20 protein-coding genes are annotated in these 23540 nt (G+C 73.9%); 9 read left to right on the plus strand and 11 right to left on the minus strand.

The window, feature by feature from the left end:
• Position 1 precedes the first annotated feature (1 nt).
• On the minus strand, positions 2-1075 hold the full coding sequence (locus V8J39_RS01595) for an ABC transporter ATP-binding protein (RefSeq protein ID WP_336459120.1): 1074 nt from the start codon (positions 1073-1075) through the stop codon (positions 2-4).
• Positions 1072-2187, minus strand: a complete 1116-nt coding sequence (locus tag V8J39_RS01600) for an ABC transporter substrate-binding protein (RefSeq protein ID WP_336459121.1) — start codon at positions 2185-2187, stop codon at positions 1072-1074. Before V8J39_RS01600 ends, V8J39_RS01595 begins: the two co-directional genes overlap by 4 nt.
• A gap of 198 nt (positions 2188-2385) precedes the next feature.
• On the opposite strand from V8J39_RS01600, the gene fabG reads away from it, so the two are divergent.
• On the plus strand, positions 2386-3171 hold the full coding sequence (gene fabG, locus V8J39_RS01605) for a 3-oxoacyl-ACP reductase FabG (protein ID WP_336459122.1): 786 nt from the start codon (positions 2386-2388) through the stop codon (positions 3169-3171).
• A gap of 77 nt (positions 3172-3248) precedes the next feature.
• Here fabG and V8J39_RS01610 read toward each other — a convergent pair whose 3' ends face one another.
• The 4 genes from V8J39_RS01610 to V8J39_RS01625 all read right to left on the minus strand — a co-directional run bounded on the left by V8J39_RS01610 (position 3249) and on the right by V8J39_RS01625 (position 7639).
• Positions 3249-5189: a phosphatidylglycerol lysyltransferase domain-containing protein gene (locus V8J39_RS01610; RefSeq protein ID WP_336459123.1), complete on the minus strand. Its 1941-nt coding sequence runs from the start codon at positions 5187-5189 to the stop codon at positions 3249-3251.
• Positions 5190-5504: 315 nt separating this feature from the next.
• A complete protein-coding gene (locus tag V8J39_RS01615; RefSeq protein ID WP_336459124.1) occupies positions 5505-5819 on the minus strand; it encodes a DUF1476 domain-containing protein in 315 nt (104 codons plus the stop codon).
• Positions 5820-5978: 159 nt separating this feature from the next.
• The gene (locus V8J39_RS01620; protein WP_336459125.1) at positions 5979-6620 is read right to left on the minus strand and encodes an ATP-binding cassette domain-containing protein; all 642 of its coding nucleotides are present in this window, start codon (positions 6618-6620) and stop codon (positions 5979-5981) included.
• Positions 6620-7639 carry an ABC transporter substrate-binding protein gene (locus V8J39_RS01625; protein ID WP_336459126.1) on the minus strand — a complete coding sequence of 340 codons (1020 nt, stop codon included), beginning with the start codon at positions 7637-7639 and terminating at the stop codon, positions 6620-6622. Before V8J39_RS01625 ends, V8J39_RS01620 begins: the two co-directional genes overlap by 1 nt.
• Positions 7640-8136: 497 nt before the next feature.
• Between V8J39_RS01625 and V8J39_RS01630 the strand changes: the two genes are divergently transcribed.
• The 5 genes from V8J39_RS01630 (at position 8137) to V8J39_RS01650 (ending at position 15921) form a co-directional block, all read left to right on the plus strand.
• Positions 8137-9912: a PQQ-dependent methanol/ethanol family dehydrogenase gene (locus V8J39_RS01630; RefSeq protein ID WP_336459127.1), complete on the plus strand. Its 1776-nt coding sequence runs from the start codon at positions 8137-8139 to the stop codon at positions 9910-9912.
• A gap of 1039 nt (positions 9913-10951) precedes the next feature.
• Positions 10952-11641 carry a response regulator transcription factor gene (locus V8J39_RS01635; RefSeq protein ID WP_336460166.1) on the plus strand — a complete coding sequence of 230 codons (690 nt, stop codon included), beginning with the start codon at positions 10952-10954 and terminating at the stop codon, positions 11639-11641.
• Positions 11642-11717: 76 nt separating this feature from the next.
• Positions 11718-12893: an FIST N-terminal domain-containing protein gene (locus V8J39_RS01640; protein ID WP_336459128.1), complete on the plus strand. Its 1176-nt coding sequence runs from the start codon at positions 11718-11720 to the stop codon at positions 12891-12893.
• Positions 12894-12898: 5 nt separating this feature from the next.
• Positions 12899-15115, plus strand: a complete 2217-nt coding sequence (locus tag V8J39_RS01645; protein WP_336460167.1) for a PAS-domain containing protein — start codon at positions 12899-12901, stop codon at positions 15113-15115.
• Between the two features lie 56 nt (positions 15116-15171).
• Positions 15172-15921, plus strand: coding sequence for a CbiX/SirB N-terminal domain-containing protein (locus tag V8J39_RS01650; RefSeq protein ID WP_336459129.1), 750 nt, complete (start codon positions 15172-15174; stop codon positions 15919-15921).
• 383 nt (positions 15922-16304) lie between these two features.
• Here V8J39_RS01650 and arsC read toward each other — a convergent pair whose 3' ends face one another.
• The 3 genes from arsC to V8J39_RS01665 all read right to left on the minus strand — a co-directional run bounded on the left by arsC (position 16305) and on the right by V8J39_RS01665 (position 17846).
• Complete coding sequence (gene arsC / locus V8J39_RS01655) at positions 16305-16727, minus strand: arsenate reductase (glutaredoxin) (protein WP_336459130.1); 423 nt, start codon at positions 16725-16727, stop codon at positions 16305-16307.
• Positions 16724-17422, minus strand: coding sequence for an MIP/aquaporin family protein (locus tag V8J39_RS01660; RefSeq protein ID WP_336459131.1), 699 nt, complete (start codon positions 17420-17422; stop codon positions 16724-16726). The genes arsC and V8J39_RS01660 overlap by 4 nt, the downstream gene beginning before the upstream one ends.
• A 76-nt stretch (positions 17423-17498) precedes the next feature.
• Positions 17499-17846 (minus strand): ArsR/SmtB family transcription factor, encoded by a 348-nt coding sequence (locus V8J39_RS01665; protein ID WP_336460168.1) that lies wholly within the window; start codon positions 17844-17846, stop codon positions 17499-17501.
• Between the two features lie 306 nt (positions 17847-18152).
• On the opposite strand from V8J39_RS01665, the gene murD reads away from it, so the two are divergent.
• Entirely contained in the window at positions 18153-19565 is a 1413-nt protein-coding gene (gene murD, locus V8J39_RS01670) for a UDP-N-acetylmuramoyl-L-alanine--D-glutamate ligase (protein ID WP_336459132.1), read from the plus strand.
• Between the two features lie 166 nt (positions 19566-19731).
• Here the strand turns inward: murD and V8J39_RS01675 are convergent, their stop codons facing one another.
• On the minus strand, positions 19732-20607 hold the full coding sequence (locus tag V8J39_RS01675) for a LysR family transcriptional regulator ArgP (protein WP_336459133.1): 876 nt from the start codon (positions 20605-20607) through the stop codon (positions 19732-19734).
• A gap of 185 nt (positions 20608-20792) precedes the next feature.
• Here V8J39_RS01675 and V8J39_RS01680 point away from each other — a divergent pair, with 185 nt between their 5' ends.
• Positions 20793-21395, plus strand: a complete 603-nt coding sequence (locus V8J39_RS01680; RefSeq protein WP_336459134.1) for a LysE/ArgO family amino acid transporter — start codon at positions 20793-20795, stop codon at positions 21393-21395.
• 257 nt (positions 21396-21652) lie between these two features.
• The gene (locus tag V8J39_RS01685) at positions 21653-22507 is read left to right on the plus strand and encodes a DMT family transporter (protein ID WP_442902558.1); all 855 of its coding nucleotides are present in this window, start codon (positions 21653-21655) and stop codon (positions 22505-22507) included.
• Here V8J39_RS01685 and V8J39_RS01690 read toward each other — a convergent pair.
• Positions 22455-23255, minus strand: coding sequence for an ABC transporter permease (locus tag V8J39_RS01690; protein ID WP_336459136.1), 801 nt, complete (start codon positions 23253-23255; stop codon positions 22455-22457). The two genes, V8J39_RS01685 and V8J39_RS01690, sit on opposite strands and share 53 nt — an antisense overlap.
• Positions 23256-23540: the final 285 nt, after the last annotated feature.

A 23540-nucleotide genomic window follows, 5' to 3' on the forward strand; every position in this document is an offset into this window, starting at 1 on the left:
CTCAGCGCGCCCGCAGGATCGTGTCGGCCGGGTCCCAGCCCAGCGCCACCGTCGCGCCCGGGGCCGGCCGGGGCACGCCGCGCGGCAGGTCCAGCAGCCAGACCCGCCCGCGCGCCCGCAGCTCCAGCCGGTGATGCGCGCCCAGCCCGCGGTCCGACATCACCTCGGCCTCAAGCCGGTTCGCCGCCGTCTCGCCGGGGCCAAGAAGCCGCAGCGCCTCGGGGCGGATCATCGCCACCGCCGCCTCGCCCGCAATCTGCGCGTCGGGCGGCAGCACCGGGCGCCAGCCGTCCTCGTGCCAGCCGCCCGCGTCGCGCGTGAGCGCGATCACGTTCAGCGCGCCGAAGGTCTCGGCGACGAAGCGGTCGACGGGCTGGGCATACAGCTCGTCGGGCGTGCCGATCTGGGCGATGCGCCCCGCGTTCAGCACCGCGATCCGGTGCGACATCCCCATCGCCTCGTCCAGCGCGTGGGTGATGTAGACGAAGGTCTTGCCGGTCGCGCGCTGCAGCGCCGCCAGCTCGGCCCCGAGGCTGCGCCGCAGCCGCTGGTCGAGCGCCGAGAGCGGCTCGTCGAAGAACAGCACCTCGGGGTCGTAGGCCAGCGCCCGCGCGAGCGCGACGCGCTGTCGCTCACCGCCCGACAGCGCGCGGATGTTGCGCCGGTAATAGGCGGGGTCGAGCTGCACCAGCGCCATCAGCGCCCGCGCCCGGTCGCGGCGCGCGCGCCCCGGCACGCCGCGCACCTTCAGCGGGAACTCGATATTGCCGCCGACCGACTTGTGCGGGAACAGCGCCAGCGACTGGAACACGAGGCAGGTCGGCCGCTCCTGCGGGGTCAGGCAGGTCATCACCCGCTCGCGCAGCAGGATCTCGCCCGCGTCGGGACGCTCGAGCCCGGCCAGCAGCCGCAGCAGCGTGCTCTTGCCCGAGCCCGAGGGGCCGACGACCGACAGGAATTCGCCCTCGCGGATCGCGAGGTCGATGCCGCGGATCACCGGGATGCCGTCGAAGCCCTTGACGAGCCCGCGCAGTTCCAGGACCGGGGCCGGCGCGGCGGGGCCGCCTTCGGTCATCCCCGCAGCCGCTTGGCGGCGGTCAGGATCGCCAGCGCCTCGTCATAGTCGGGGACGATGTCGTATTCGGCCGAACGCGCCATGTCCTCTTCGAGGCTGTCCCACTGGATCGCCTCCAGCTCGGCGGTGGTGAAGCGCGCGAAGCACGCAGGGTCGCCCATCTGCGCCACCGGGTTGAACGTGCCCTCGGCGAAGGCCACGGCATGGGCCATCTCGGGCGACTGCACGAACTTCAGGAACTCGGTCGCGCGGGGCGACAGCGCGGGGTTGTTGACGGTCGAGGTGATCTCGATCCACGAGATGCCGCCGCGCCCGTCCATCGGGCCGCGCAGCGGCGTGATCGCGCGCAGGTTCGAAAACCCGTCGGCCCGCGCCGGCGAGACGGAATAGACCCCGCCGGTCATGTGCAGGTCGATCTCGCCCGAGACCAGCGCCTGGTTCATCATCGCCATGTCGCCGATCATCTTCGCGCCGCGCACCACCCGTTCGGTCGTGTCGCGGAAGCGCTGCATCCCGGCCGCGTCATGGGCGCGGAACGGGTCGAGCCCGGCGATCAGGAACAGGTTGAAGACGTTCCAGTCGTCGCTGTCGAAGATGCCGTAGCGCCCGTCGAGACCCGGGTCGTTGAACAGGTCCCAGCCCTGGTCCTCGGCGGTGGCGCGCGCGATCCTGTCGGTGTCGACGACGAAGCTGAACGGCCCGAAGCGCTGCGCCATCCCCAGCAGGTCGCGGCCGTCCTCGCTCATCGCCCAGCGGTAGGGCGCCTTGAACGCGGGCAGCATCGCGTCGAAGAACGGCTCGAACTCGGCGCGGGGCAGCGGCCGGATCAGGCCCTCGGGGGCCATGACCTTGCGCGCCCAGGGGTTGTTGACGTTGATCAGGTCCCAGGTCGCGGTCTCGCCCGCGCGCAGCCGGTTGATCATCGTCGGGTCGTTGGTCAGGCTTTCGGCGCGGACCCGGGCGCCGGTCGCGGCGCGGAACGGGTCGAGCACCTGGGCCGAGTTGTAGCCCTCCCAGCACAGGATGTTCATCTCGCCCTCGCGCGCGGCGCGGGCCGGGCCCGCGGGCAGCGCGGCCAGACCGGCGGCGGCGGCACCGCCCCAGGTCATCATCTGTCGTCTGCTGAGGTTTCGCATCGCCGACCCTCCCCTGCCGGTGTCGTCCCGGTGTTGTCCCGGTGTCGTTCCCGTGCCGTCCCCGGCCCGTCACGGGCGGCTATCTGCCGGGCGGGCGGGGGGGCTGGCAACATGAAAATTGACCGCCGCCGCGGAATGTTGCTGCATGATCGGGCCACCGGACAGGAGAGATCAATGTTTGCAAGCCTTTCGGGCCGCACCGCGGTGATCACGGGTGCAAGCCGCGGCATCGGCCGCGGGATCGCGCGCCGCTTCGCCGCGGCCGGGATCAACACCGTCGTCGCCTCGCGCAGCGCGCCCGAGGCGCAGGCGGCCGCCGCGGCGATCGCGGCCGAGACCGGCACGCCGTCGATCGGCATCGGCGCCGACGTCTCGACCGAGGCGGGGGCGGCGGCGCTGGCACAGGCCGCGCTCGACCGGTTCGGGGCGATCGACATCCTGTGCGCCAATGCCGGCATCTTCCCGGCGGCGCGGCTGGGCGCGATGACCGGGGCCGAGTTCGACCAGGTCATCGACACCAATCTCAAGAGCCTGTTCCTGACCGTCTCGGCCTGCCTGCCGGCGCTGACGGCCTCGGGGGCGGGGCGGATCGTGATCACCTCGTCGATCACCGGGCCGGTGACGGGATACCCGGGCTGGTCGCATTACGGCGCGTCCAAGGCGGGGCAGCTCGGGTTCATGCGCACCGCCGCGATCGAGCTTGCGCCGCGCGGGATCACCGTGAACGCGGTGATGCCGGGCAACATCATGACCGAGGGCATGGCCGAGATGGGGCCCGACTACATCGCCGGCATGGCCGCGGCGATCCCGCAAAAGGCGCTGGGCCGGGTCGAGGACATCGCCAACGCGGCGCTTTACTTCGCCTCCGCCGAGGCGGGCTATGTCACCGGGCAGGCGCTGATCGTCGACGGCGGGCAGGTGCTGCCCGAAAGCCCGCAGGCCATGGCCGAGATGGGCTGAGCCCAGGCGGTCGCGTCCGGCCGCCCCCCGCCGTCCCCTTGCGCCAGGGGCGGCCGTCGGGGGGCGGCAGGGGGGCGTCAGGCGGCCTCGGCCCGTGGGTGGGACGGTGCGTGGAGCGGCGCCGGCAGCGGTGCGGGCCGGGCGACGGCGCCGGCGATCTCGACCGCGGCGAGGGTCAGCGCGGCGGCATGCGGCGCGGCGATGTAGCGCTGCTCCCAGGCGGGCGAGAAGGCGCGCTTGAACTGCACGAGGCCCGCGCTGTCGCCGCCGAGGTTGAAGCGGCGGACCGCGGCCCAGAGCGGCCCGGGCGCCTGCGGATCGGCGGCGGCCGAGACCGCGGCAAGGCTCAGCCGCGCGGCGCCCGCGGCGCGGGCCGCCGCGATCGCCTCGGCGACCAGCGCCTGCATCGTGCCGTCGGGCAGCCCCTCGCCGAAGCGCATCAGGTCGAGCGTCCATTCCCGCGCCGTCGCGTGGAAGCTGGCGAAGCCGACCAGCCGGCCGTCGAGGCGGGCAAGGAACACCTCGTGCCCCGCAAGGTAGGCCGGGCAGAACCGGCCGGTCGAAAAGCCGCGCTCGCCACCGCGGGCGCCTGCCCAATGCGCGGCGACCTCGGCCATCTCGGCGGCGGGCAGCGGCTGGCCGGGGGCGGCGCGGCTGATCGCGAGGCCGGCCTTTGTGGCCTTGGCGATCTTGCGCCGCAGCCCGGACTGGGCCGGGCCCTGCAGGGTGAAGTCGGCGGGCCGGATCACCGCCTCGGCCCCCAGCAGCATCACCGACCAGCCGGCGGCGCGCGCCTGCACCGCAACGCGCGGCCCGACACGGTAAAGGGCGGGCACCCGGCCGCGATCGCGGGCGCGGGCGGCCAGCGGCCGGGCGAGGGCGTCGAAGGCGCAGGCGCTGGCATCGAACATCGCGACGTCGCAGCTGGGCGTCTCGGCCAGCAGCCAGGCGCGGGTGCCCAGCCGGCACTCGACCACCCGGTGCTCGCCCTGACGGGCAAGGCCAAGCTCGGCCGGGGCGTGGCGCAGGCCGCCGGGCAGGGCGCCACGCGGGTGCAGCCGCAGGCCTGCGGCCGGCGCGGCCCCCGGCATCAGCAGCGCGGCGGCGGCGCCGATCAGCGCGGGCAGGGCGAAATAGACCGCGCGCCAGGCAAGGACCGCGCCGATCAGCGTCTCGGCCGGCTGGTCGGGCAGCATCGAGACGAAGACCGCCTCGAAGGTGCCAAGGCCCGCGGGCGTGCCCGAGACGAGGCCGGCGCCGAAGGCGGTCAGGATCGCCGGCGCGACCTCGGGCCCGAGGCCGGAGGGCAGGCACCACCACAGCGCCAGCGCCGCCGCCCCGAGGTCGACCGCCGCCACCGCGACGATTCGCGCCAGAAGCAGCGCCGGCGGCAGGCGCCGGCCGGCGACCCTCCGCCCGGTGACCGAGGCAATCCCCAGCGCGGCAAAAAGCGCGAGCACGGCCGCCGCGGCGATCCCCGGCGCCCCGGCCAGGCCCGGCCCGACGGCAAGCCAGACCGCGGCGGTGACCACGGCCCAGCCCGACAGGAACAGCGCGCTGGCGAGCGAGGTGATGGCGAAGGCGCGCGCGAGCCCCAGCTCGGGCAGCATCCGCCAGCGCACCAGCGTCCCCGTCACGAGACCGAAGCCCAGCGTCTGCGCGACCGCGATCGCGGCGGCGCCGGCGGTGCCGGCCCGGCACGGGGCGACCGGCGTGTCGAGGAGCGCATGCGCCATCCGGTCATAGCGCGCGACCGCCCAGAAGCTGACCGCCGTCGCCGCCACCGCCGCCATCCAGTCGGTGCCCGCGACCGCGGCGACGGCCTGCCACAGCGCCGCCGGGTCCAGCGCCCGGGCCCGGCCCGAGAGCGCGGCGAACAGCACCACCAGCGCCGCCACCGGCAGCAGCTGCTGCAGCGCGATCCTGCGCAGCGGCAGCCCCGCCATCACCGCCGTCCGGTCCTCGCCCGCCTCGTGAACCTGCGCCTTGTGAAACTGCGTCTCGTGCTGCCGTCGCATCGCCGGTCCCCCGTTCCGATATCACCCGGGACCGAGATGCAGCGAACGGGGTTCAGGCCGGGTTAAGCGGTTGGTGACCATTTCGCGGCCGAAATGTGGCGCGTCCCGACATCCGGGGACATCGGGCGGGACATCGGGCCGGAATACCGGGCCGGAACACCGGCCGGCCTCTCCCGATCGCGCGGGGCGCGCGGCGGGCAACTACGCGCAAGGGCGGGCGAATACGCGCAGACAGGGGCGCAGACGGCCGGGGCCGCGCTGCGCCATCCCCCCGGCCGGATCCGCACGGGGGGCCATGGCGCCCGTGGTCCGGCCTCAGGTCCCGGCGCTCAGCTGGGCCTTCGCCTCGGCCAGGCAGCTTTCCAGCATCCGCCGGATCGTCGCCTCGTCGCTCTGGTCGCCCAGATCCTCGCGCAGGCGGCGCATCACGTCCTCGACCCCCGGCTCGGCCATGTCGCAGCGCACCAGCGCGGCGGCGTAATCGGTGGCCTCCGGCCCGCTCTTGCCCAGCAGCCCCGCGGCCCAGAGCCCGATCAGCCGGTTGCGCCGGGCCTCGATGCGGAACGCCATGTCGGCGTCATGGACGAACTTGGCCTCGAAGGCACGTTCGCGTTCATCGAATGTTGTCAACCCTCGTCTCCCCCAAAACAAAGTCAACATGAAGATCATACCAGTTAACGACTTGTCCGGGAAGGCAGTCGATTCGGGCCGTCTATGCGGCCAGTCGATTTGGACAGTCGATCCGGGCGGCCGATCCGGGCGGCCGATCCGGGCAGCCGCGGCGGCGGCTCAGCCGGTCAGCCGCGCCGGGCGGCCGGTGAGCGCGAGCGTCCGGGTGGCGAGCCGCGCGGCCTCGGTCGCCGAATGGGTGACCAGCAGCGTCGCCAGCGGCCGGTGCCCGCGCCGCTCGTCGCGCAGCCGCTCGTAGAGCGAGAGCACCGCCTCGGCCGTGGCGGGATCGAGGCTCACGAACGGTTCGTCCATCAGCAGCAGGTCGGGATCGGCGGCGAAGGCGCGCGCCAGCGCAAGCCTGCGCTGCTGGCCGAGCGAGAGCTGCCCGGGGAAGCTGTCGTGCAGGCCGGGCAGGCCGACGCGGGCCAGCCAGTCCGCCGCCGCCCCGGCGCCGATCCCCGTCGCGAGGCACAGGTTGGCCCCGGCCGAGCGCCAGGGCAGCAGCGCCGGGTCCTGGAACACCACCGCCAGCCGTCCCGCGCTGCGCCGCGTGCCCGCGAAGCCGCGGTCAAGCCCGGCGGCAAGGCGCAGCAGCGTCGACTTGCCGACGCCCGAGGGGCCGGTCAGCGCCACCGTTTCGCCCACCGCCACGTCAAGCCGCATCGGCCCCAGCACCCGGCCGCCCGCCGCCAGCGGCCCGCCGTGGCGGATATCCAGCGCCAGCGCCAGCGGGCGCGCGGGATCGGGGCCGTCGAACATCAGCTCGCCGGTTTCCAGAACACGCCCTCGGGCAGGGTGGTGGCGCTTCCGACCAGCTCGGTCCCGCCCAGCTCGGCCATCAGCGCCAGCATCTTCGCCGCCGCCGCCTCGTCGACCGGGCCCTCGGGCGGGATGCCGGCGATGAAGCCCGCCTTCAGCGCCTCGAACTCGGCGTCGTCGGCGGCGTTCATCATCGGGCGCAGCCGGTCCCAGGCATCGGCCGAGGTGGCCAGCGTCTCCTTCGCGGCGCGCGAGGCGGCGGCGAAGCCCTCGGCAAGGCCGGGATGCGCGCGCACCACGTCGCCGCGCAGCACATAGCCCAGAAGCGGCGTGCCCGGGTCCAGCCCCAGCGCCGTCCCCGCCTCCTGCACCGAGATCAGCTCGCGCATGCCGGCGGCCTGCATCTTGGCGCCGAAGTGCCAGAAGTTCACCGCCGCCTGCAGCTCGCCCGACAGCGCGGCCTTGTAGATCAGCGGCGGCGCGCCGAAGACCTGCTCGGTCACCGCGGCCAGGTCGATGTGCTCCTGCCGCTCGGCATAGGCGCGCAGGATCAGCCAGCTTTTGTCGACCGGCCCGCCGGCGATGCCGATCTTGCCGCCGGCCAGCTCGCCCAGCCGCTGCGCGGGGCTGTCGGCGGGCACCATCAGGCCGCCGACCGCGCGGGAATAGGGGATGAACACAAGGTCCTGCCCGTCGGCGCGCTGGCGCGCGACCCAGAGCCAGTCCGAGACGATGGCATCGACCGCGCCGGCCTGCAGCGCGACCTGCGCGGCCGGCCCCGCGGCCATGTCCTGCACCGCGAGCGTCAGGCCGTTGGCGGTGTCGAGCCCCTCGTGGCGGATCGTGTCCACCTCCCAGTTCACGGTGCCCGACAGCTGCAGCCCCAGCCGCAGCACCGGCAGGTCCTGCGCCGGCGCCGGCCGGTCCTGCGCAAGCGCCGGCAGGGCAAGCACCGCGACGGCGGCGGCGCCCGCGGCGAGACCGCGCAGCGCGCGGCCGAGATCGGTGGCGATGGTCATGGTCTCCTCCCCCTGACGCGGCCATCCTAGGCCGGCGGGCGGCGCGCGCCCATCCGACTTATGGCGGAGCCCGCCGCCGCCGGGTCGCCCGCCGCCCGCGCCCGAAACCGTGGGCGGGCGGCCCCGCGGCGCCGCCGCCGGCCGCGAGCGCTGCGCCGCCACCCGCGCCCGGGGCGGCGCCGGCCCCCTCGACCGTCCGCGCCGGGCAGCCCGTGCCCCGCCTATGCCCCGCCCGGGTCCGGCCGACGGCGGTCGCCCCCGGCCGCCGGGCTCTGTGTCCGGGGCCGGGCGGCGGGCTGCGGCCCGCCGATGCCCCGACGGCTCAGGGCCGGGCGGCGGCGACGGCGCCGGGGGCGACAGGCCCCCTTGGTCGTCGGTTCGGGCCGCCGCCGGGGTCGTACGACCAATGTGCAATTCCACGCGCAGGCTCGCGGTGTCGTTATGAAGCCCGTGCTCTCCGCGGCCGGGAACCGCGGGTTTTGGAGAGGGAGGACAGCATGAACAGATTCGTCATGGCCGCCGTGGCGGCCGTGCTCGGCATGGGCCTGGCCGGCGCCGCCGCGCGGGCCGAGGTCACCGAAGCCGACCTCGCGGGTGACGCGACCAGCACCGGCGACGTGCTGACGAACGGCATGGGCCGGGGCCTGCAGCGCTTCAGCCCGCTCGAGACGCTGAACAAGACCAACGTCAAGAACCTGGTGCCGGCCTGGGCCTTCTCGCTGGGGGGCGAGAAGCAGCGCGGACAGGAATCGCAGCCGCTGGTCTATGACGGGGTGATGTACGTCACCGGCTCGTACAGCCGGCTGTGGGCCATCGACCTGAAGACCGGCAAGGAGCTGTGGCAGTTCGACGCCCGCCTGCCTGAAGGCATCCTGCCCTGCTGCGACGTGATCAACCGCGGCGCCGCGATCTTCGGCAGCAACATCTACTTCGGCACGCTCGACGCCCGCATCGTGGCGCTGGATCTCAAGACCGGCGACGTGAAGTGGAACAAGAAGATCGCCGAGTACAAGGAGGGCTACAGCTACACCGCCGCGCCGCTGATCGTGAACGGCCTCGTCGTGACCGGCAATTCCGGCGGCGAGTTCGGGATCGTCGGCGAGGTGCAGGCCCGCGACGCCGAGACGGGCGAACTGGTCTGGACCCGGCCCACGATCGAGGGGCACATGGGCACGCTGAACGGCAAGGACTCGACCATGACGGGCGAGCTGAACGCCACCTGGCCGGGCGACCTGTGGAAGACCGGCGGCGGCGCGACCTGGCTCGGCGGCTCGTATGACGCCGACACCGACACGCTGGTCTTCGGCGCGGGCAACCCCTCGCCGTGGAACAGCCACCTGCGCAATGCGGGCACGCCGGTCGAGGGCAACAAGGGCGACAACCTCTATGCCGCCTCGCGCCTCGGGATCGATCCCAAGACCGGCGAGATCAAGTGGCACTACCAGACCACCCCGCGCGAGGGCTGGGACTTCGACGGCGTGAACGAGGTCGTGCCCTTCGTCGACAAGGACGGCAACAAGCGCTTCGGCACCGCCGACCGCAACGGCTTCTTCTACGTGCTCAACCGCGAGGACGGCGCCTTCGTGCACGCGACGCCCTTCGTGAAGGACATCACCTGGGCCAAGGAGATCGGCAAGGACGGCCGCCCGGTCTACAACGAGGACAACCGCCCCGGCGATCCGTCCAAGGCCGCCGACGGCGAGAAGGGCGAGCAGATCTTCGCGGTCCCGTCGTTCCTGGGCGGCAAGAACTGGATGCCAATGTCCTACAGCCCGAAGACCGGGCTGTTCTACGTGCCCTCGAACGAATGGGGCATGGACATCTGGAACGAGCCGATCACCTACAAGAAGGGCGCGGCCTACCTCGGCGCGGGCTTCACCATCAAGCCGCTGTTCGAGGATTACATCGGCTCGATGAAGGCGATCGACCCGAACACCGGCGACATCAAGTGGGAGTACAAGAACCCCTCGCCGCTCTGGGGCGGCACGATGAACACCGCCGGCGGCCTCGTGTTCTTCGGCACCCCCGAGGGCGAGTTCAAGGCGCTCGACGCCGACTCGGGCGAGGAACTGTGGAGCTTCCAGACCGGCTCGGGCATCGTCGGCCAGCCGATCACCTGGGACCAGGACGGCGAGCAGTATGTCTCGGTCGTGTCGGGCTGGGGCGGCGCGGTGCCGCTCTGGGGCGGCGAGGTCGCCAAGAAGGTGAACTACCTCAACCAGGGCGGCATGGTCTGGACGTTCAAGCTGCCCAAGCAGATGGCCTCGAACTGATCCGACCGGATCATCGACACAGGCGCCCCCGGTTCCGGCCGGGGGCGTTTCGCTTGGGCGGGCAGGCCGCTGCCCGACTTCGCCCGGCGGCGGGGACGGACAGGATCACCGGGGGCTGCGAGACCCGGACCTTCAAACGGGCCGGGCGGATGGCCGCGACCGCGCCCCCGCGGGTCTTCGACGCAGGCGGTCCCGGTTTCGGTTGGTGCGCTGCGGGGGACCGCCGCCCGCCCTCCGCCCGGCGGGTCGGCCGGGCCCTCCCGACACGGGCGGAGGGCCCCGATCTTACCCGAGTCTTCGACGTACGCGCCTTCGGTTGCGGCCGGGGTCGCTTTCGCTTGCCACCCCCGGCGCTCTGCGCTTGCCGCCGGCGCCGCCCACCACGGGTGGCAAGGTCCGGCCCCGTCGGCGGTTCGGGCAGACGGGCCAGACCTAATCGGCGCGGGGCTTCTACACAGGCGCACCCGGTTCTGTCCGGGGACGTTCCCGCTCCGGTGGCAGGGGCGCTTCCCGACTGCCGTGCGCCGGTGTTGCCGGACCGTATCGACAGGGATGGCGAGGTGCGGACCTTAAAGCGGGCTGGGCAGACAGGATCGACCTCACCCACGCGGGTCTTTGACGTTGGCCCCCCGCTTCCGGCCAGGGGCCTTCGCAGGGACCGCTGCCCGCCATCCGCCTGGTGGGTCTGCCGGGTTGGCTCGGCACGGGCGGCAAGGTTCCGACCTGTCGGCGGCCCGGGTAGACGAGCCAGCCCCGATCGGCGCAGGTCTTCGACACAGGCGCTGCCGGTTCCTGCCGGCCTTGCGCCGCCGGGGCGTTGGCGTGTCGCCGCCCGTCGGGGCGGTCGGGGCGTTGGCGTGTCGCCGCCCGTCGGGCTGGGCCGCGAGGGTGGGACGTCGGGGGCAGGGCGGGGTTTGGCAGGGGCGGCGGGGCCTGCCGCGCCGGAGGGCATCCGCCTAAGACCTAAGGGTAATGTGCGCGCCCCCCCTCGCTCTGCTAGCCTGCGTCTGACAGGATCGTGAAGACTGGACCCGTGATGATGGAAGCCAAGACCGGGATGACGCTCGACCGCCCACTGACCTCGGCGCTGATCGTCGACGACCACCCGCTGTTCTGCGACGCGCTGTCGATGACGCTGTCGGCGGCCGTGGGCATCGCCGAGATCGAGACCGTGGGCCGGCTGGAGCAGGCGCTCGAGCGGGTCGGCCGCACGCCCTTGCCCGATGTCATCGTCCTCGACCTGAACCTGCCCGACGTGAACGGGCTCGACGGGCTGATCCGGCTGCGCACCGCCGCGCTCGACACGCCGATCGTCGTCGTCTCGTCGCTGGCCGAGCCGCGGGTGATCCGCGCCGCGATCCGCGCCGGCGCCACCGGCTTCGTGCCCAAGCATTCCCCGCGCGAGACCTTCCGCGCCGCCTTCGACACCATCGCCACCGGCGGCATCCATGCCCCCGAGGGCGCCTTCGACGGCGACGAGGGCGAAGCCAGCCCCCGCGAACAGGCGATCGTGCGGCTGTCGCTTCTGACGCGCCAGCAGGCCAAGATCCTGCAGCTGATCTGCGCGGGCCGGATGAACAAGCAGATCGCCTGGGACCTGCAGATCGCCGAGACCACCGTGAAGGCCCATGTCACCGCGATCATGCGCAAGCTGGGCGTGCAGAGCCGCACCCAGGCGGTGCTGCTGGCACAGGAAGCCAGCTTCGCGAACCTCTTGCCCGAGGACTGAAAAGCCACGATTGTCGGGCGAGGGGACCGCATCCGATCCGGGGAGGGATCGGCCGGGCCCGGGGGGAGGGACCCGGATGACAGCCATCGCGCAGGCGGCCTTGCCGCCGGCCACCGCAGATCTGGTGCGCTCGGCCGAGGTGCCGGCGTTCCGGCCCGATGCCGCGCGGCTGCTGGCCGAACGGCTGGGGCCGGGGCCCTTCGCGCTGGTGCTGCTGTTCCTGTCGCCCGAGACCGACGGCCAGCGGCTGCGCGCGGGGCTGGCGCAGGCGATGCCGGGGGTGCGGATCGTCGGCTGCACCACCGCGGGCGAGCTGTCGTCGAAGGGCTATGACGAGGGCACGATCGTCGCCGTCGGCCTGCCCGCCGCGCATTTCGCGGCCGAGACGGTGCTGATCCCCGACCTCGCCGCGCTCGATGCGCAGGACCTGGCGACGGGGCTCGTGCGGACCCGCCAGGCGCTGGCGCGGCGCGCGCGCGGCTTCGTGCACGAATTCGCCTTCCTCCTTGTCGACGGGCTGTCGGTGAAGGAGGACGAACTTGCCGCCGCGCTGGCGCAGGGGCTGGGGCCGGTGCCGCTGTTCGGCGGCTCGGCCGGCGACGGCACCCGGTTCCGCGAGACGCTGGTGCTGCAGGGCGGCCAGTTCCTGAGCAATGCCGCCGTGCTGTCGCTGGTGCGCACCGACTGCCCGGTCAGGGTCTTCAACCTCGACCACCTCGTGCCGACCGAGCGGCGGATGGTGGTGACCGAAGCCGATCCCCGCCGCCGCATCGTGCGCCGCATCAATGCCGAGCCCGCGGCGCGCGAATACGCCCGCATCCTGGGCAAGGACCCCGAGCAGCTGACCCCCTTCACCTTCGCCGCCCACCCGCTTGTCGTGCGCGTCGGCGGGCGCCACCACGTGCGCGCGATCCAGCAGGTGGCCGAGAACGGCGACCTCGTGTTCTTCGCCGCGATCGACGAGGGGCTGGTGCTGACCGTGGCCGAACCCTCGGACATGGCCGAACACCTGGCGGGCGAGCTTGCCGCCCTGTGCGAGGACGGGCCGCCGGCCGCGATCCTGGGCTGCGACTGCATCCTGCGCAGGCTCGAGGCCGAGCAGAAGCAGATGTCGGGCAAGCTGTCCGAGCTGTTCCGCCGCTTCAACGTCCGCGGCTTCTCGACCTATGGCGAGCAGCGCGGCGCGATGCATGTCAACCAGACCTTCACCGGCATCGCCTTCTATCCGCCCGGGGGCGAGGGACCCGGATGACGATGCTGAGCGAGGGGCTGATCAACCCGGCCGACCCGCCCGAGCGGCGGACCGAGAAGCTGCTGCAGATCTGCGACGTGCTGATGCGCCAGGTCGAACAGGCCTCGGACAGCCAGGGCGCGGCCTATGCCCAGTTCCAGCGCGCCGCGATCCTCGAGGACCAGGTGCGCGACCGCACCCGCGACCTCGAGCGCGCGCTGGATCTTCTGAACGAATCGAACGCGCGCCTCGCCGCGGCCAGCCGCGCGACCGAGCAGGCGCGCCAGAGCCTGGCCAACGCGATCGAGACGATCCAGGAAGGCTTCGCGCTGTTCGATGCCGACGACGTGCTGGTGATGTGCAACTCGCGCTTCGGGATGCACATGCTCGACATCCGCGAGCGTCTGCGCCCGGGGCTGAGCTTCGCGCAGTACATCGAGATGGTCAGCCGCTCGCGCTTCCTCGAACTGCCCGAGGGCGATTCCGGCCCCGCCTGGGCCGAGCGGCGGATGAAGCGCCATCTCGACCGCCACGTGATCTTCAACGTGCGCATGATCTGGGACCGCTGGATGCAGGTGTCGGAACACCGCACCCGCGACGGCGGCACGGTGATCCTGCAGACCGACGTCACCGACATCATCCGCATGGAGCGCCACGAGCGCGGCAAGCTTCTGGACGACCAGGCCCGGATCGTGCGCGCCACGCTCGACCACATCAGCCAGGGGGTCTGCATCTTCGACGGCCAGCTGCAACTGGTGGGATGGAACCAGCGCCTTGCGCATCTGCTGGCGATCCCGCTGAACCGGCTGCGGGTCGGGGCGGGGTTCGACATGCTGCTGGACCGGGCGCGCACCGAATTCGTCTTCGGGGCCGGCGCCGATGCCGATGCGCTGGAACACTGGGTGCATCGCGACACCGCCCGCCCGCCGCTGGATTTCGAGATCCGCCGCGGCACCGAGATGATCGTCGCCGTCTCGGCGCAGGAGATGCCCGACCGCGGCTTCGTGATGTCCTTCACCGACATCACCCGCGAGCGCGAGGCGATCCTGGCCATGGCGCGCGCGAACGAGACGCTGGAAGCCCGGGTGATGGCGCGCACGCTCGACCTCGAGGATGCGCTCGCCAATGCCGAGCGCGCCAATGCCGCCCGCTCGCGCTTCGTCGCCGCCGCAAGCCACGACCTGCTGCAGCCGCTGTCGGCGGCGAAGCTGTTCGTGGCCTCGGTCGCCGACGATGTCGACAGCCCGCGCGGCCGCGCCACGCTGGAGAAGGCGCAGAACGCCCTGATCTCGGTCGAGGGGATCCTGGGCGCGCTGCTCGACATCTCGAAGCTGGAATCGGGCCGCGCCGCGGTCGAGGTCGTGCCCGTCCGCCTTGGCCCGATGCTCGCGCAGCTGCGCGACGAATTCACCCCGCTGGCGGCCAAGAAGGGCATCGCGCTCGACGTGCTGCCCTGTTCGGCGATCGTGGCCTCGGACGCGACCTACCTGCGGCGGATCCTGCAGAACCTGATCGGCAACGCGGTGCGCTACACCACCGCGGGGCGGGTGCTGGTCGGCCCGCGCCGCACCGCCGGCGGCGTGCGGATCGAGGTGCACGACACCGGCCCCGGCATCCCCGAGCACGAGCAGGAGGCGATCTTCCGCGAGTTCCACCGCCTGAACGCGCGCGCCTCGGCCTCGGAGGGGATGGGCCTCGGCCTCGCCATCGTCGAGCGGGCCTGCGCGCTTCTGGGCCACCCGCTCGACCTGCGCTCGGCGCCGGGGCGGGGGACCTGCTTCTCGCTCGGTCTGGGCCTGTCGACCCGCCGGCTGGCCGAGACCTCCGAGCCGGGCCTGCCCGCGCTGCCGCCCGAGGACGAGGCCGGCCCGGGCGATCGCATCGCGCTTCTGGTCGAGAACGACGCCGAGCTGCAGCGCGCGATGGCGCTGGTGCTGGAGAAATGGGGGGTGGCGGTGCTGAACGTCTCCTCGGGCGAGGAGGCGCTCGAGCTGCTGGAGGAGATCGGCATCGTGCCCGACGTGATGCTGGTCGACCAGCAGCTGGGCGAGGGGCTCTCGGGGCTCGAGACGGTGCGGCTGCTGCAGGCGCGCTATGGCCCGCGCCCGGTGCGCATCGTCACCGCCAACCGCTCGTCCGAGGTGGCGGGCGCCTGCGCCGCCGCCGGGGTCGAGATCCTGTACAAGCCGATCGAGACCGAGGCGCTGGAAAGCTTCGTGATGGGCGCGCCGATCGGGATGTAGCGCGGTGCCTTGATGTCCGCGGACGGGGCTGCATATCTGGGCGGAAGGAGACCCGGATGCCCCAAGACACGACCGCTGCGCGCGCCACTGCCCTGCGCGTCCTGATCGCCGCCCATGGCCAGCCCTCCGACCCCGGGCCCGCCGCCGACGCGCTCGTGGCGTTCGCGGCGCGGGTCGCGGGGCACCTGCCCGCCGGGGCACGGGTCGCGGCCGCCACCCTGGCCGAGCCCGGCGCGATCGACCGCGCCGCCGCGGCGCTGGGCGCGGGCGCGGCGCCGATCCTCGTCTACCCGATGTTCATGGCGCCGGGCTGGTTCACGCGCTCGGCGCTGCCGGCGCGGCTGGCCGAGGCCGGGCTGCCCGAAACCGCGGTGACGATCCTGCCGCCCTTCGGCACCGAGCCCGACCTGCCCGCCCTGGCCGAGCGCGAGATCGCCGCGGCGCTGGGCACGGCGGGCTGGTCGGCGGGCGAGACGCGGCTTTTGCTCGCGGCCCACGGCTCGTTCAAGAGCGCGGCCCCGGCCGAGATCGCGCGCGCCTTCGCCGAGGGCCTCGTGCAGCGGCTGGGTCTGGCGGGGGCCGAGGCCGCGTTCATCGACCAGGCGCCGCAGATCTCGGGCGCCCGTGGCTGGCCCGAGCGCAGCCTGTGCCTGCCGTTCTTCGCCGCGAGCGGCGGCCATGTCGAGCAGGACCTGCCGCGCGCCCTGGCCGAGGCGCGCTTCCCCGGGCCCTGCCTTGCCCCGGTCGGGATCTCGTCCGAGGCGCCGGCGCTGGTGGCCGCGACCCTGCTGCGCGCGGCGGCCTGACCCGGCACGGCCCGCGGCTTTCGGCTCCTGCGCCGCGCCAGTACCGCTGGTCCAAGGGCCGCCCGCGGGAGGCAAGGAACCCGCCAATTCATCCTGCGGCCTTTCACCCGCCTGACCCCGCGCAAGCGCAAAGGCCGCACGGCGCCGGCAGCGCGCCGATCCCCCGATGCAAGGGAAGCGCCGGCCCCTGTCGATGGCACGGCGCTGCCGACGCGCCGGCGGCGGGGGGCGCGGCCGGTCCGGGACTTGGGCGGCCGGGCGGCGCTGGGCCTGACAGTCGTCACCTCGCCCGGCCGGGCCAGATCCGCGGCGCGACGGCCGTCCGGGCCGGCCGACCACCTAGCCGACTGCTCAAACGACCGACCTTTCAGCCGACGGGCCTCTCAGCCGACGGGCCGTCCCTCGGCGTCGAGGATCATCTCGCCGTCTTCCTTGTAGAGCGGCCCCTTCGGCGGCGTCTCGAGCAGGTCGAGCACCCGCTCGGAGGGGCGGCACAGCCGCACGCCCTTCGGGCTGCACACGATCGGCCGGTTCACCAGCACCGGGTGCGCGACCATCGCGTCGATCAGCGCATCCTCGGTGACGCCCGGCGCCGTCAGACCCAGCGCCTCGGCGGGGGATTTCGACACCCGCAGCGCCTCGTGCGCCGTCAGCCCGGCGGCGGCGAACAGGCCCAGAAGCTGCGGCCGGGTCCAGCCGGTCTGCAGGTACTCGACGATCACCGGCTCGGTGCCGCTCGCGCGGACGATCTCGACCACGTTGCGCGAGGTGCCGCAGGCCGGGTTGTGGTGGATGACGATGGTCATGCTCTCTCCGTCGGTGGCGCCGCGGCGGTCCCGGGCGCGAGAAGCCAGCCCGCGACGCCAAGGCCCAGCAGGGCCCCCGCGATCTCGGACAGGATGAAGGCGGGGACATCGGCGGGGCGGATGCCCGCGAAGGTGTCGGTGAAGGCGCGCGCGATCGCCACGGCGGGGTTGGCGAAGCTGGTCGAGGCGGTGAACCAGTAGGCGGCGGTGATGTAGAGCCCGACCAGCATCGGGATCTGCGCCGGCCGGTGCCGCAGCCCCGCGAGGATCACCGCGACCAGCCCGAAGCTTGCCACCCCCTCGGCCAGCCACTGCGCGCCGCCGGTGCGCAGCTTCTGCGAGATCTGCAGCATCGGCAGGTCGAACATCGCATGCGCGAGCAGGCTGCCGCAGATCCCGCCCGCGACCTGCGCGACGACATAGCCAAGCGCCAGCCGCCAGCCGATCTCGCCCCTGAGCGCGAAGACCCCGGTCACGGCGGGGTTGAAATGCGCCCCCGACAGCGGCCCGAGGCAGGTGATCAGCACCACGAGGATCGCCCCCGTCGGGATCGTGTTGCCCAGAAGCGCCACCGCGTCGTCGGGCGAAAGCGCATCGGCCATGATCCCCGAGCCGACGACCGTCGCCACCAGCGCCGCGGTGCCGATCGCCTCGGCGGCCAGCCGGCGGCAGGGCGTGACCACGGGCGCGGTCATCGCGCGCCCCCGGCGTCCGCGGCGGGGCAGGCAGACGGGCCCGCGCGCCGCGCGGCGCGGCCGGTCGCGGCGGCGCTCATGTCGCAGCCCCGGGGCAGCAGGGCGTCAGCTCGGCCAGCAGCGGCCGGCACTGCTCGGGCCGCCCGCCGCAGCAATCCTCGACCAGATAGGCGACGAGCGCCGCCATGCCCTCGACGGCGGCGAAATAGCGGATGCCGCGGCCCTCGCGCGCGCGGCGGATCATGCCGGCGTCGGCGAGGATCGCGAGATTGGTCGACAGCGTGTTCTGCAGCACGCCCATCTCGGCCGCGATCTCGCCGGCGAGCAGCCCCTCGGGGCCGGCACGCATCAGCAGCCGGAACACGTCCAGACGGCCCGCGTGGCCCAGCGCCGACAACGCGGCCAGTGCCGCCGCCTTGCCCATCGCGCCGCAGCCCTCCGCCCCGCTGCCGGGGGGCGCCCCGGTCAGCGTGCCGGTGTCCATCGCCGGGGCGGTCCCGGTCGTCTCCGTGCCTGGCCTTTGCACCCGCGCCTCCCGTCGTCACGTCGCGTCCCGCCCTGCGGCGGCTCGTCGAACTTCTGGATCAGTCGATCATACTTCTGGATTAGTCGATATGTTTTCCCGCGGCAATCCCCTGCAGGCTGCGGCCGCGCCACGCGCGAGGGCCGTGGACCTTTGCGCCCCGGCGGCGGTAAGACGGGGCCGGAACAAGCGACGGGGACTGCGCGGATGATACCGGTGAAGGGCGTCGAGGGGCGCAAGGTGGCGGTGCTGGGGCTGGGGCGGTCGGGCCTTGCGGCGGCGCGGGCGCTGGCGGCGGGCGGGGCCGAGACGGTGCTGTGGGACGACAGCCCCGAAAGCCGCGCGAAGGCCGAGGCCGAGGGCTTCGCCACCACCGACCTCGGGCGCGACGCGGCCTGGACGGGGATCGAGCTTCTGGTGACCTCGCCCGGGATCCCGCATCTCTACCCGCAGCCGAACCGCCACATCCTGAAGGCGCTCGAGCTTGGCGTGCCGGTCGACAACGACATCGGCCTGTTCTTCCGCAGCTGGGCCGACCGCGCCTGGGACGGGTTCGACGTGATGCCGAAGGTCGTCGCCGTCACCGGCTCGAACGGCAAGTCGACGACCACGGCGCTGATCCACCACATCCTCGAACAGGCGGGCCGCCCGACGCAGATGGCGGGCAACATCGGCCGCGGGGTGCTCGACATCGAGCCGGCGCAGGACGGCGAGGTGGTGGTGCTGGAACTCTCGAGCTACCAGACCGACCTCGCCCGCGCGCTCACGCCCGACATCGCGGTCTTCACCAACCTCTCGCCCGATCATCTCGACCGCCACGGCGGCATGGGCGGCTATTTCGCCGCCAAGCGCCGGCTGTTCGCCGAGGGCGGGCCCGACCGCGCGGTCGTGGGCATCGACGAGACCGAGGGGCTGTACCTCGCGGGGCAGCTGTCGATGGGGCCGGCCGACGACCGGGTGATCCGGGTGTCCTCGGCCCGCCGGATCGAGGGCGAGGGCTGGTCGGTCTTCGCGCGGAAGGGCTTCCTCGCGGAATGGCGCAAGGGGCGGCAGGTGGCCTCGATCGACCTGCGGCCGATCGCGGGGCTGCCGGGGGCGCACAACCACCAGAATGCCTGCGCCGCCTATGCCGCGACCCGGGCGCTGGGGCTGGCGCCGAAGGTGATCGAGGCGGCGCTCGCCTCGTTCGCGGGGCTGCCGCACCGCTCGCAGACCGTGGGCACCCGCGCGGGCGTGCGCTTCGTCAACGACAGCAAGGCCACCAATGTCGACAGTGCCGCCAAGGCGCTGCAGGCCTTCCCGAAGATCCGCTGGATCGCGGGGGGCTTGGGCAAGGACGGCGGGATCGCGGCGCTGTGGGAACACCTGGGCACCGTGTCGAAGGCCTATCTGATCGGGCATTCCGCGCGCGACTTCGCGCTGCAGCTCGGCGACACCCCGCACGAGATCTGCGAGACGCTCGACGTCGCGGTCGCGCGCGCGGCGGCCGAGGCGAAGGAGGGCGAGGTGGTGCTGCTCGCGCCCGCGGCGGCCAGCTTCGACCAGTTCCCGAACTTCGAGAAACGCGGCGAGGCGTTCATGGATCTCGTGCGCGCGCTGCCGGGGATCGCGCTGCCCTGAACGGCCGCGGCGCCGCCGGGGGGGCGGGGGCGGGCCCACGTCCCCTCGCCGCCGCGCGCGCCCGCCGAACCGCCGTTTCGGTGCCGGCGGGGATCGGTCTCTTCACCCGGCCTCCCGGCTCCCGGCCTCCCCGCTCCCGGCCTCCCGCTCCCTGCGCGGGGCCGACCTAGTCGGCAAGCAGCACCCGCGCGGCGGCGGCCCGCACCGCGCGGGTCAGCGGCGCCAGCGGCCCGGCCGCGCGGCGCGACCACTGCCAGTGCAGCGCGGTGTCGAACGACAGCTCGGGGCGCAGCGCGACCAGCCGCCCCTCGGCCAGCGCCGCCCGCACCAGGCACTCCGGGTTCAGCGCCCAGCCAAGCCCCAGCTCGGTCGCGCTGACGAAGGCCTCGGACGAGGCGATGCGATGCGCGGGCAGCGCGATCGCCTGCCCGGTCGCGGCGCGCGCCCAGTCGGCCTGCATCCGGTCCTTGCGGTCGAAGACCAGCGTCGGCGCGCGCGCCAGCGCCTCGGCGGTGACGCCCCCGGCGAACCAGCGCGCGGCAAAGCCCGGACTGGCGGTCGCGACATAGCGCAGCCGGCCGAGCGCGCGGGTGTCGCAGCCCTGCACCGCCCGCGCGTGCCCGCTCACCGCCGCCAGCACCTCGCCGCGCCGCAGCCAGTCGGCGGAATGGTCCTGGTCGTCGATCACCAGATCGAACAGCCGCTCGCCGGTCGCCGCCAGCGCCGGCAGGAACCAGGTGGCCAGGCTGTCGGCATTGACCGCGATCCGGATCACCGGCCAGTCGCCCCGCGGCGCCGCCGGGCCCAGCACCTCGGCCTCGAGAAGCCGCACCGTCTCGGCATGGGCGGCAAGCCGCGCGCCCTCGGGCGTCGCCGCCACCGGCGGGCCGCGTTCGATCAGCACCGTGCCCACCCGCTCCTCGAGCGCGCGGATCCGCTGCGACACCGCCGAGGGCGTGACCCCCAGCCGCCCGGCGGCGGCCTCGAAGCTGCCCAGCCGCAGCACCGCCGACAAGGTTTCCAGCTGCGCCGAGTCGAGCATGAAGATTTCCTTCACCGGGATAAGCAGGATGAGCTTTCCTAATCCGCCCCCAGGCCCTAGTCCACGCCCGGCCGCCCTCGACTTTGCCGAAATATCCCGGGGGAGCGGCGCAGCCGCGGGGGCGGAGCCCCCATCACCCGTCACCCGTCACCCGCCCCCCGTCACCTGCCAAGGACTGCCCCCCGATGTGGACCTCCGCCTTCTCCGGCCTCGGCCTCGGCCTCGGGCTCATCGTCGCGATCGGGGCGCAGAATGCCTTCGTGCTGCGCCAGGGCCTGCGGCGCGAGCATGTCTTCGCCACCGCCGCCTTCTGCGCGCTCGCCGATGTGGCGCTGATCACGCTCGGGCTGGCGGGGCTGTCGGGGGTGATCGCGGCGCAGCCCGGCCTCGGGCCGCTGCTGCGCTGGGCCGGGGCCGCCTTCCTCGCCGCCTATGCGCTGGTTGCGGCGCGGCGCGCGCTGCGGGGCGGCGAGACGCTCGATCCCGCCGGGGGGCCGCGCCGCAGCCTGCGCTCGGTGCTGGGGGTGCTGGCGGGGATCACCTTCCTCAACCCGCATGTCTGGCTCGACACCGTGGTGCTGCTCGGCGCGGTGGGCGCGCAGCACGCGGGGCACCGGCTGGCCTTCGGCCTCGGCGCGGCCAGCGGCTCGGTGCTGTTCTTCTTCGGCCTCGCCTATGGCGCGCGGGCGCTCGCGCCGCTCTTCGCGCGGCCCGGCGCCTGGCGGGTGCTCGACGCGCTGATCGCGCTTGTCATGGCCACGATCGCGGCCGGGCTCGTCACCGGCTGAGCGCGCGACGTGGCGCGGCGTCTTGCCTTCCCGCGCCGGGCGGGCGAGGTAACGCCATGAGCCCCGCGCGCGCCTCCCTCGCCCCGTCCGACGTTCCGGCAGCCCTGCCGCCCGTGATGCCACCCGTGATGCCTTCCGGCAGCCCGCCCGGCAGCCCGCCCGGCAGCCCGCCCGGCAGCCCGCCCGGCAGCCCGCCCGGTGGGCCGTCCGGTCAGTCCCCCGGGGGCGCGCTGCCGCCGGCGAACCCGTTGCGCGGGGTGCTGTGGATGCTGGCCTCGGGCCTTGCCTTCATCGGGGTGAACGGGCTGGTGCGGCACATGGGCACGGCGCTGCCCGCGACCGAAAGCGCCTTCCTGCGCTTCGCCTTCGGCCTTGCGCTGCTGCTGCCCGCCTTCGCGGCGCTGCGCCGCCAGCGGCTGCCGCGGCTGGCCTGGGGGCTGTTTCTCGGGCGCGGCGCGATCCATTCGGCGGCGGTGGTGCTGTGGTTCTTCGCCATGGCGCGGATCCCGGTCGCCGAGGCGACGGCCATCGGCTATCTCAACCCGATCGCGATGACGATCGGCGCGGCGCTGATCTTCGGCGAGCGCCTCGCCGCCCGCCGCATCGCCGCGATCGGGGTCGCGGTGCTGGGCGCGGCGGTGATCCTGCGCCCCGGCCTGCGCGAGCTGTCGCCCGGGCACCTGTCGCAGCTGGGGGCCGCGATCTGCTTCGCGGGCAGCTACCTCTGCGCCAAGCGGCTGACCGGGCTTGCGCCGGCCGGGCTGGTGGTGGCGATGATGTCGCTCGTCGTCTCCGTCATGCTCGCGCCCTTCGCCCTCGCGGTCTGGGTGGCGCCGGACGCGGGCCAGTACCTGTCGCTCGCGGCGACGGCGGCGCTGGCGACGCTGGCGCATTACTGCATGACCCGCGCCTTCCTCGCGGCGCCGGTCACGGTGACCCAGCCGGTGGTGTTCCTGCAGCTGGTCTGGGCCGCCGCCCTCGGCCGCGTCGTCTTCGGCGAGCCGATCGACCCCTTCGTGATCCTCGGCGGCACGATGATCATCGCCGCGATCAGCTACATCACCTTCCGCGAGGCGCAGCTGAAGCGGATCGCGGCCGCGCGCGGGCGCTGAGCCGCCGCTCGCCGCGCATCCGCGCCGCCGCCCGCCCCGCCAGCGCATCCACCGCCCGGTGCAGCGCCAGCGTCATCGCCGCCAGCACCAGAAGCGCCGCGAACATCAGGTCGGTCTTGGCCCGGCCGTTGGCCAGCAGCATCAGATAGCCCAGCCCGCCGGACGAGCCGACCCATTCGCCGATCACCGCCCCGATCGGGGCATAGACCGCCGCCAGCCGCAGCCCCGAGGCAAGCCCGGGCAGCGCCGCGGGCAGGCGCACGTGCCACAGGATCCGGCCCGGCGAGGCGCCCATCAGCCGCGCCGTCTCGATCCAGCCGCGCGGCGTGGCGAGGATCGCGTCGTGGAAGGCCGAGGTGACGGGGAAGAAGATCACCAGTACCGCCATCACGATCTTGGCGCCCATGCCATAGCCCAGCCACAGCGTCAGCAGCGGCGCCAGCGCGAAGACCGGGATCGTCTGGGTGAACACCAGCACCGGGCGCACCGCGCGCGCCAGCCGCGGCCAGCCGGCCATCGCGATGGCCAGCACCACCCCGCACCCGGTCCCGAGCACGAGGCCAAGCCCGATCTCGGCCGCGGTGATCGCGGCATGTTCGGCCACCAGCCCCCGCGAGGTCCAGAGCGTCCCGAGCACGCGCCCGGGCGGCGGCAGCAGGAAGGCGGGCAGCGCCAACGCCCACACGAGGCCCTGCCAGAGCGCGACGGCCAGCGCGAGCCCGAGGATCAGCCGCAGGATGCCCCTCATGCCGTCCCCGCCCATGCTGTCCGCCGGCCCGCCCGCGCCCGTGTCGCCGCCCGGGGCGGCGCGATCGCCGCTCCCGGCCGGGCGCCGCGTGGCGACGGCCCGCGGTCGGCCCGCGCGCCCGCGCGGGCGGCAGGCGGGGCCACCGCGCGCGAGCCCGCCGTATGCGAACCTGCCCCGCGCAAGCCCGCTGCGCCCGAGCGCGCTGCGACCGGCTCCGCCCCGCGCAAGCCCGCCGGATGCGCGCAAGCTGCGATGCCGCGCCACGGCGCCGGCCTGCGGGCGAGG

It is taken from the genome of Frigidibacter sp. MR17.24 (assembly GCF_037095655.1).
Lineage (GTDB): Bacteria > Pseudomonadota > Alphaproteobacteria > Rhodobacterales > Rhodobacteraceae > Frigidibacter.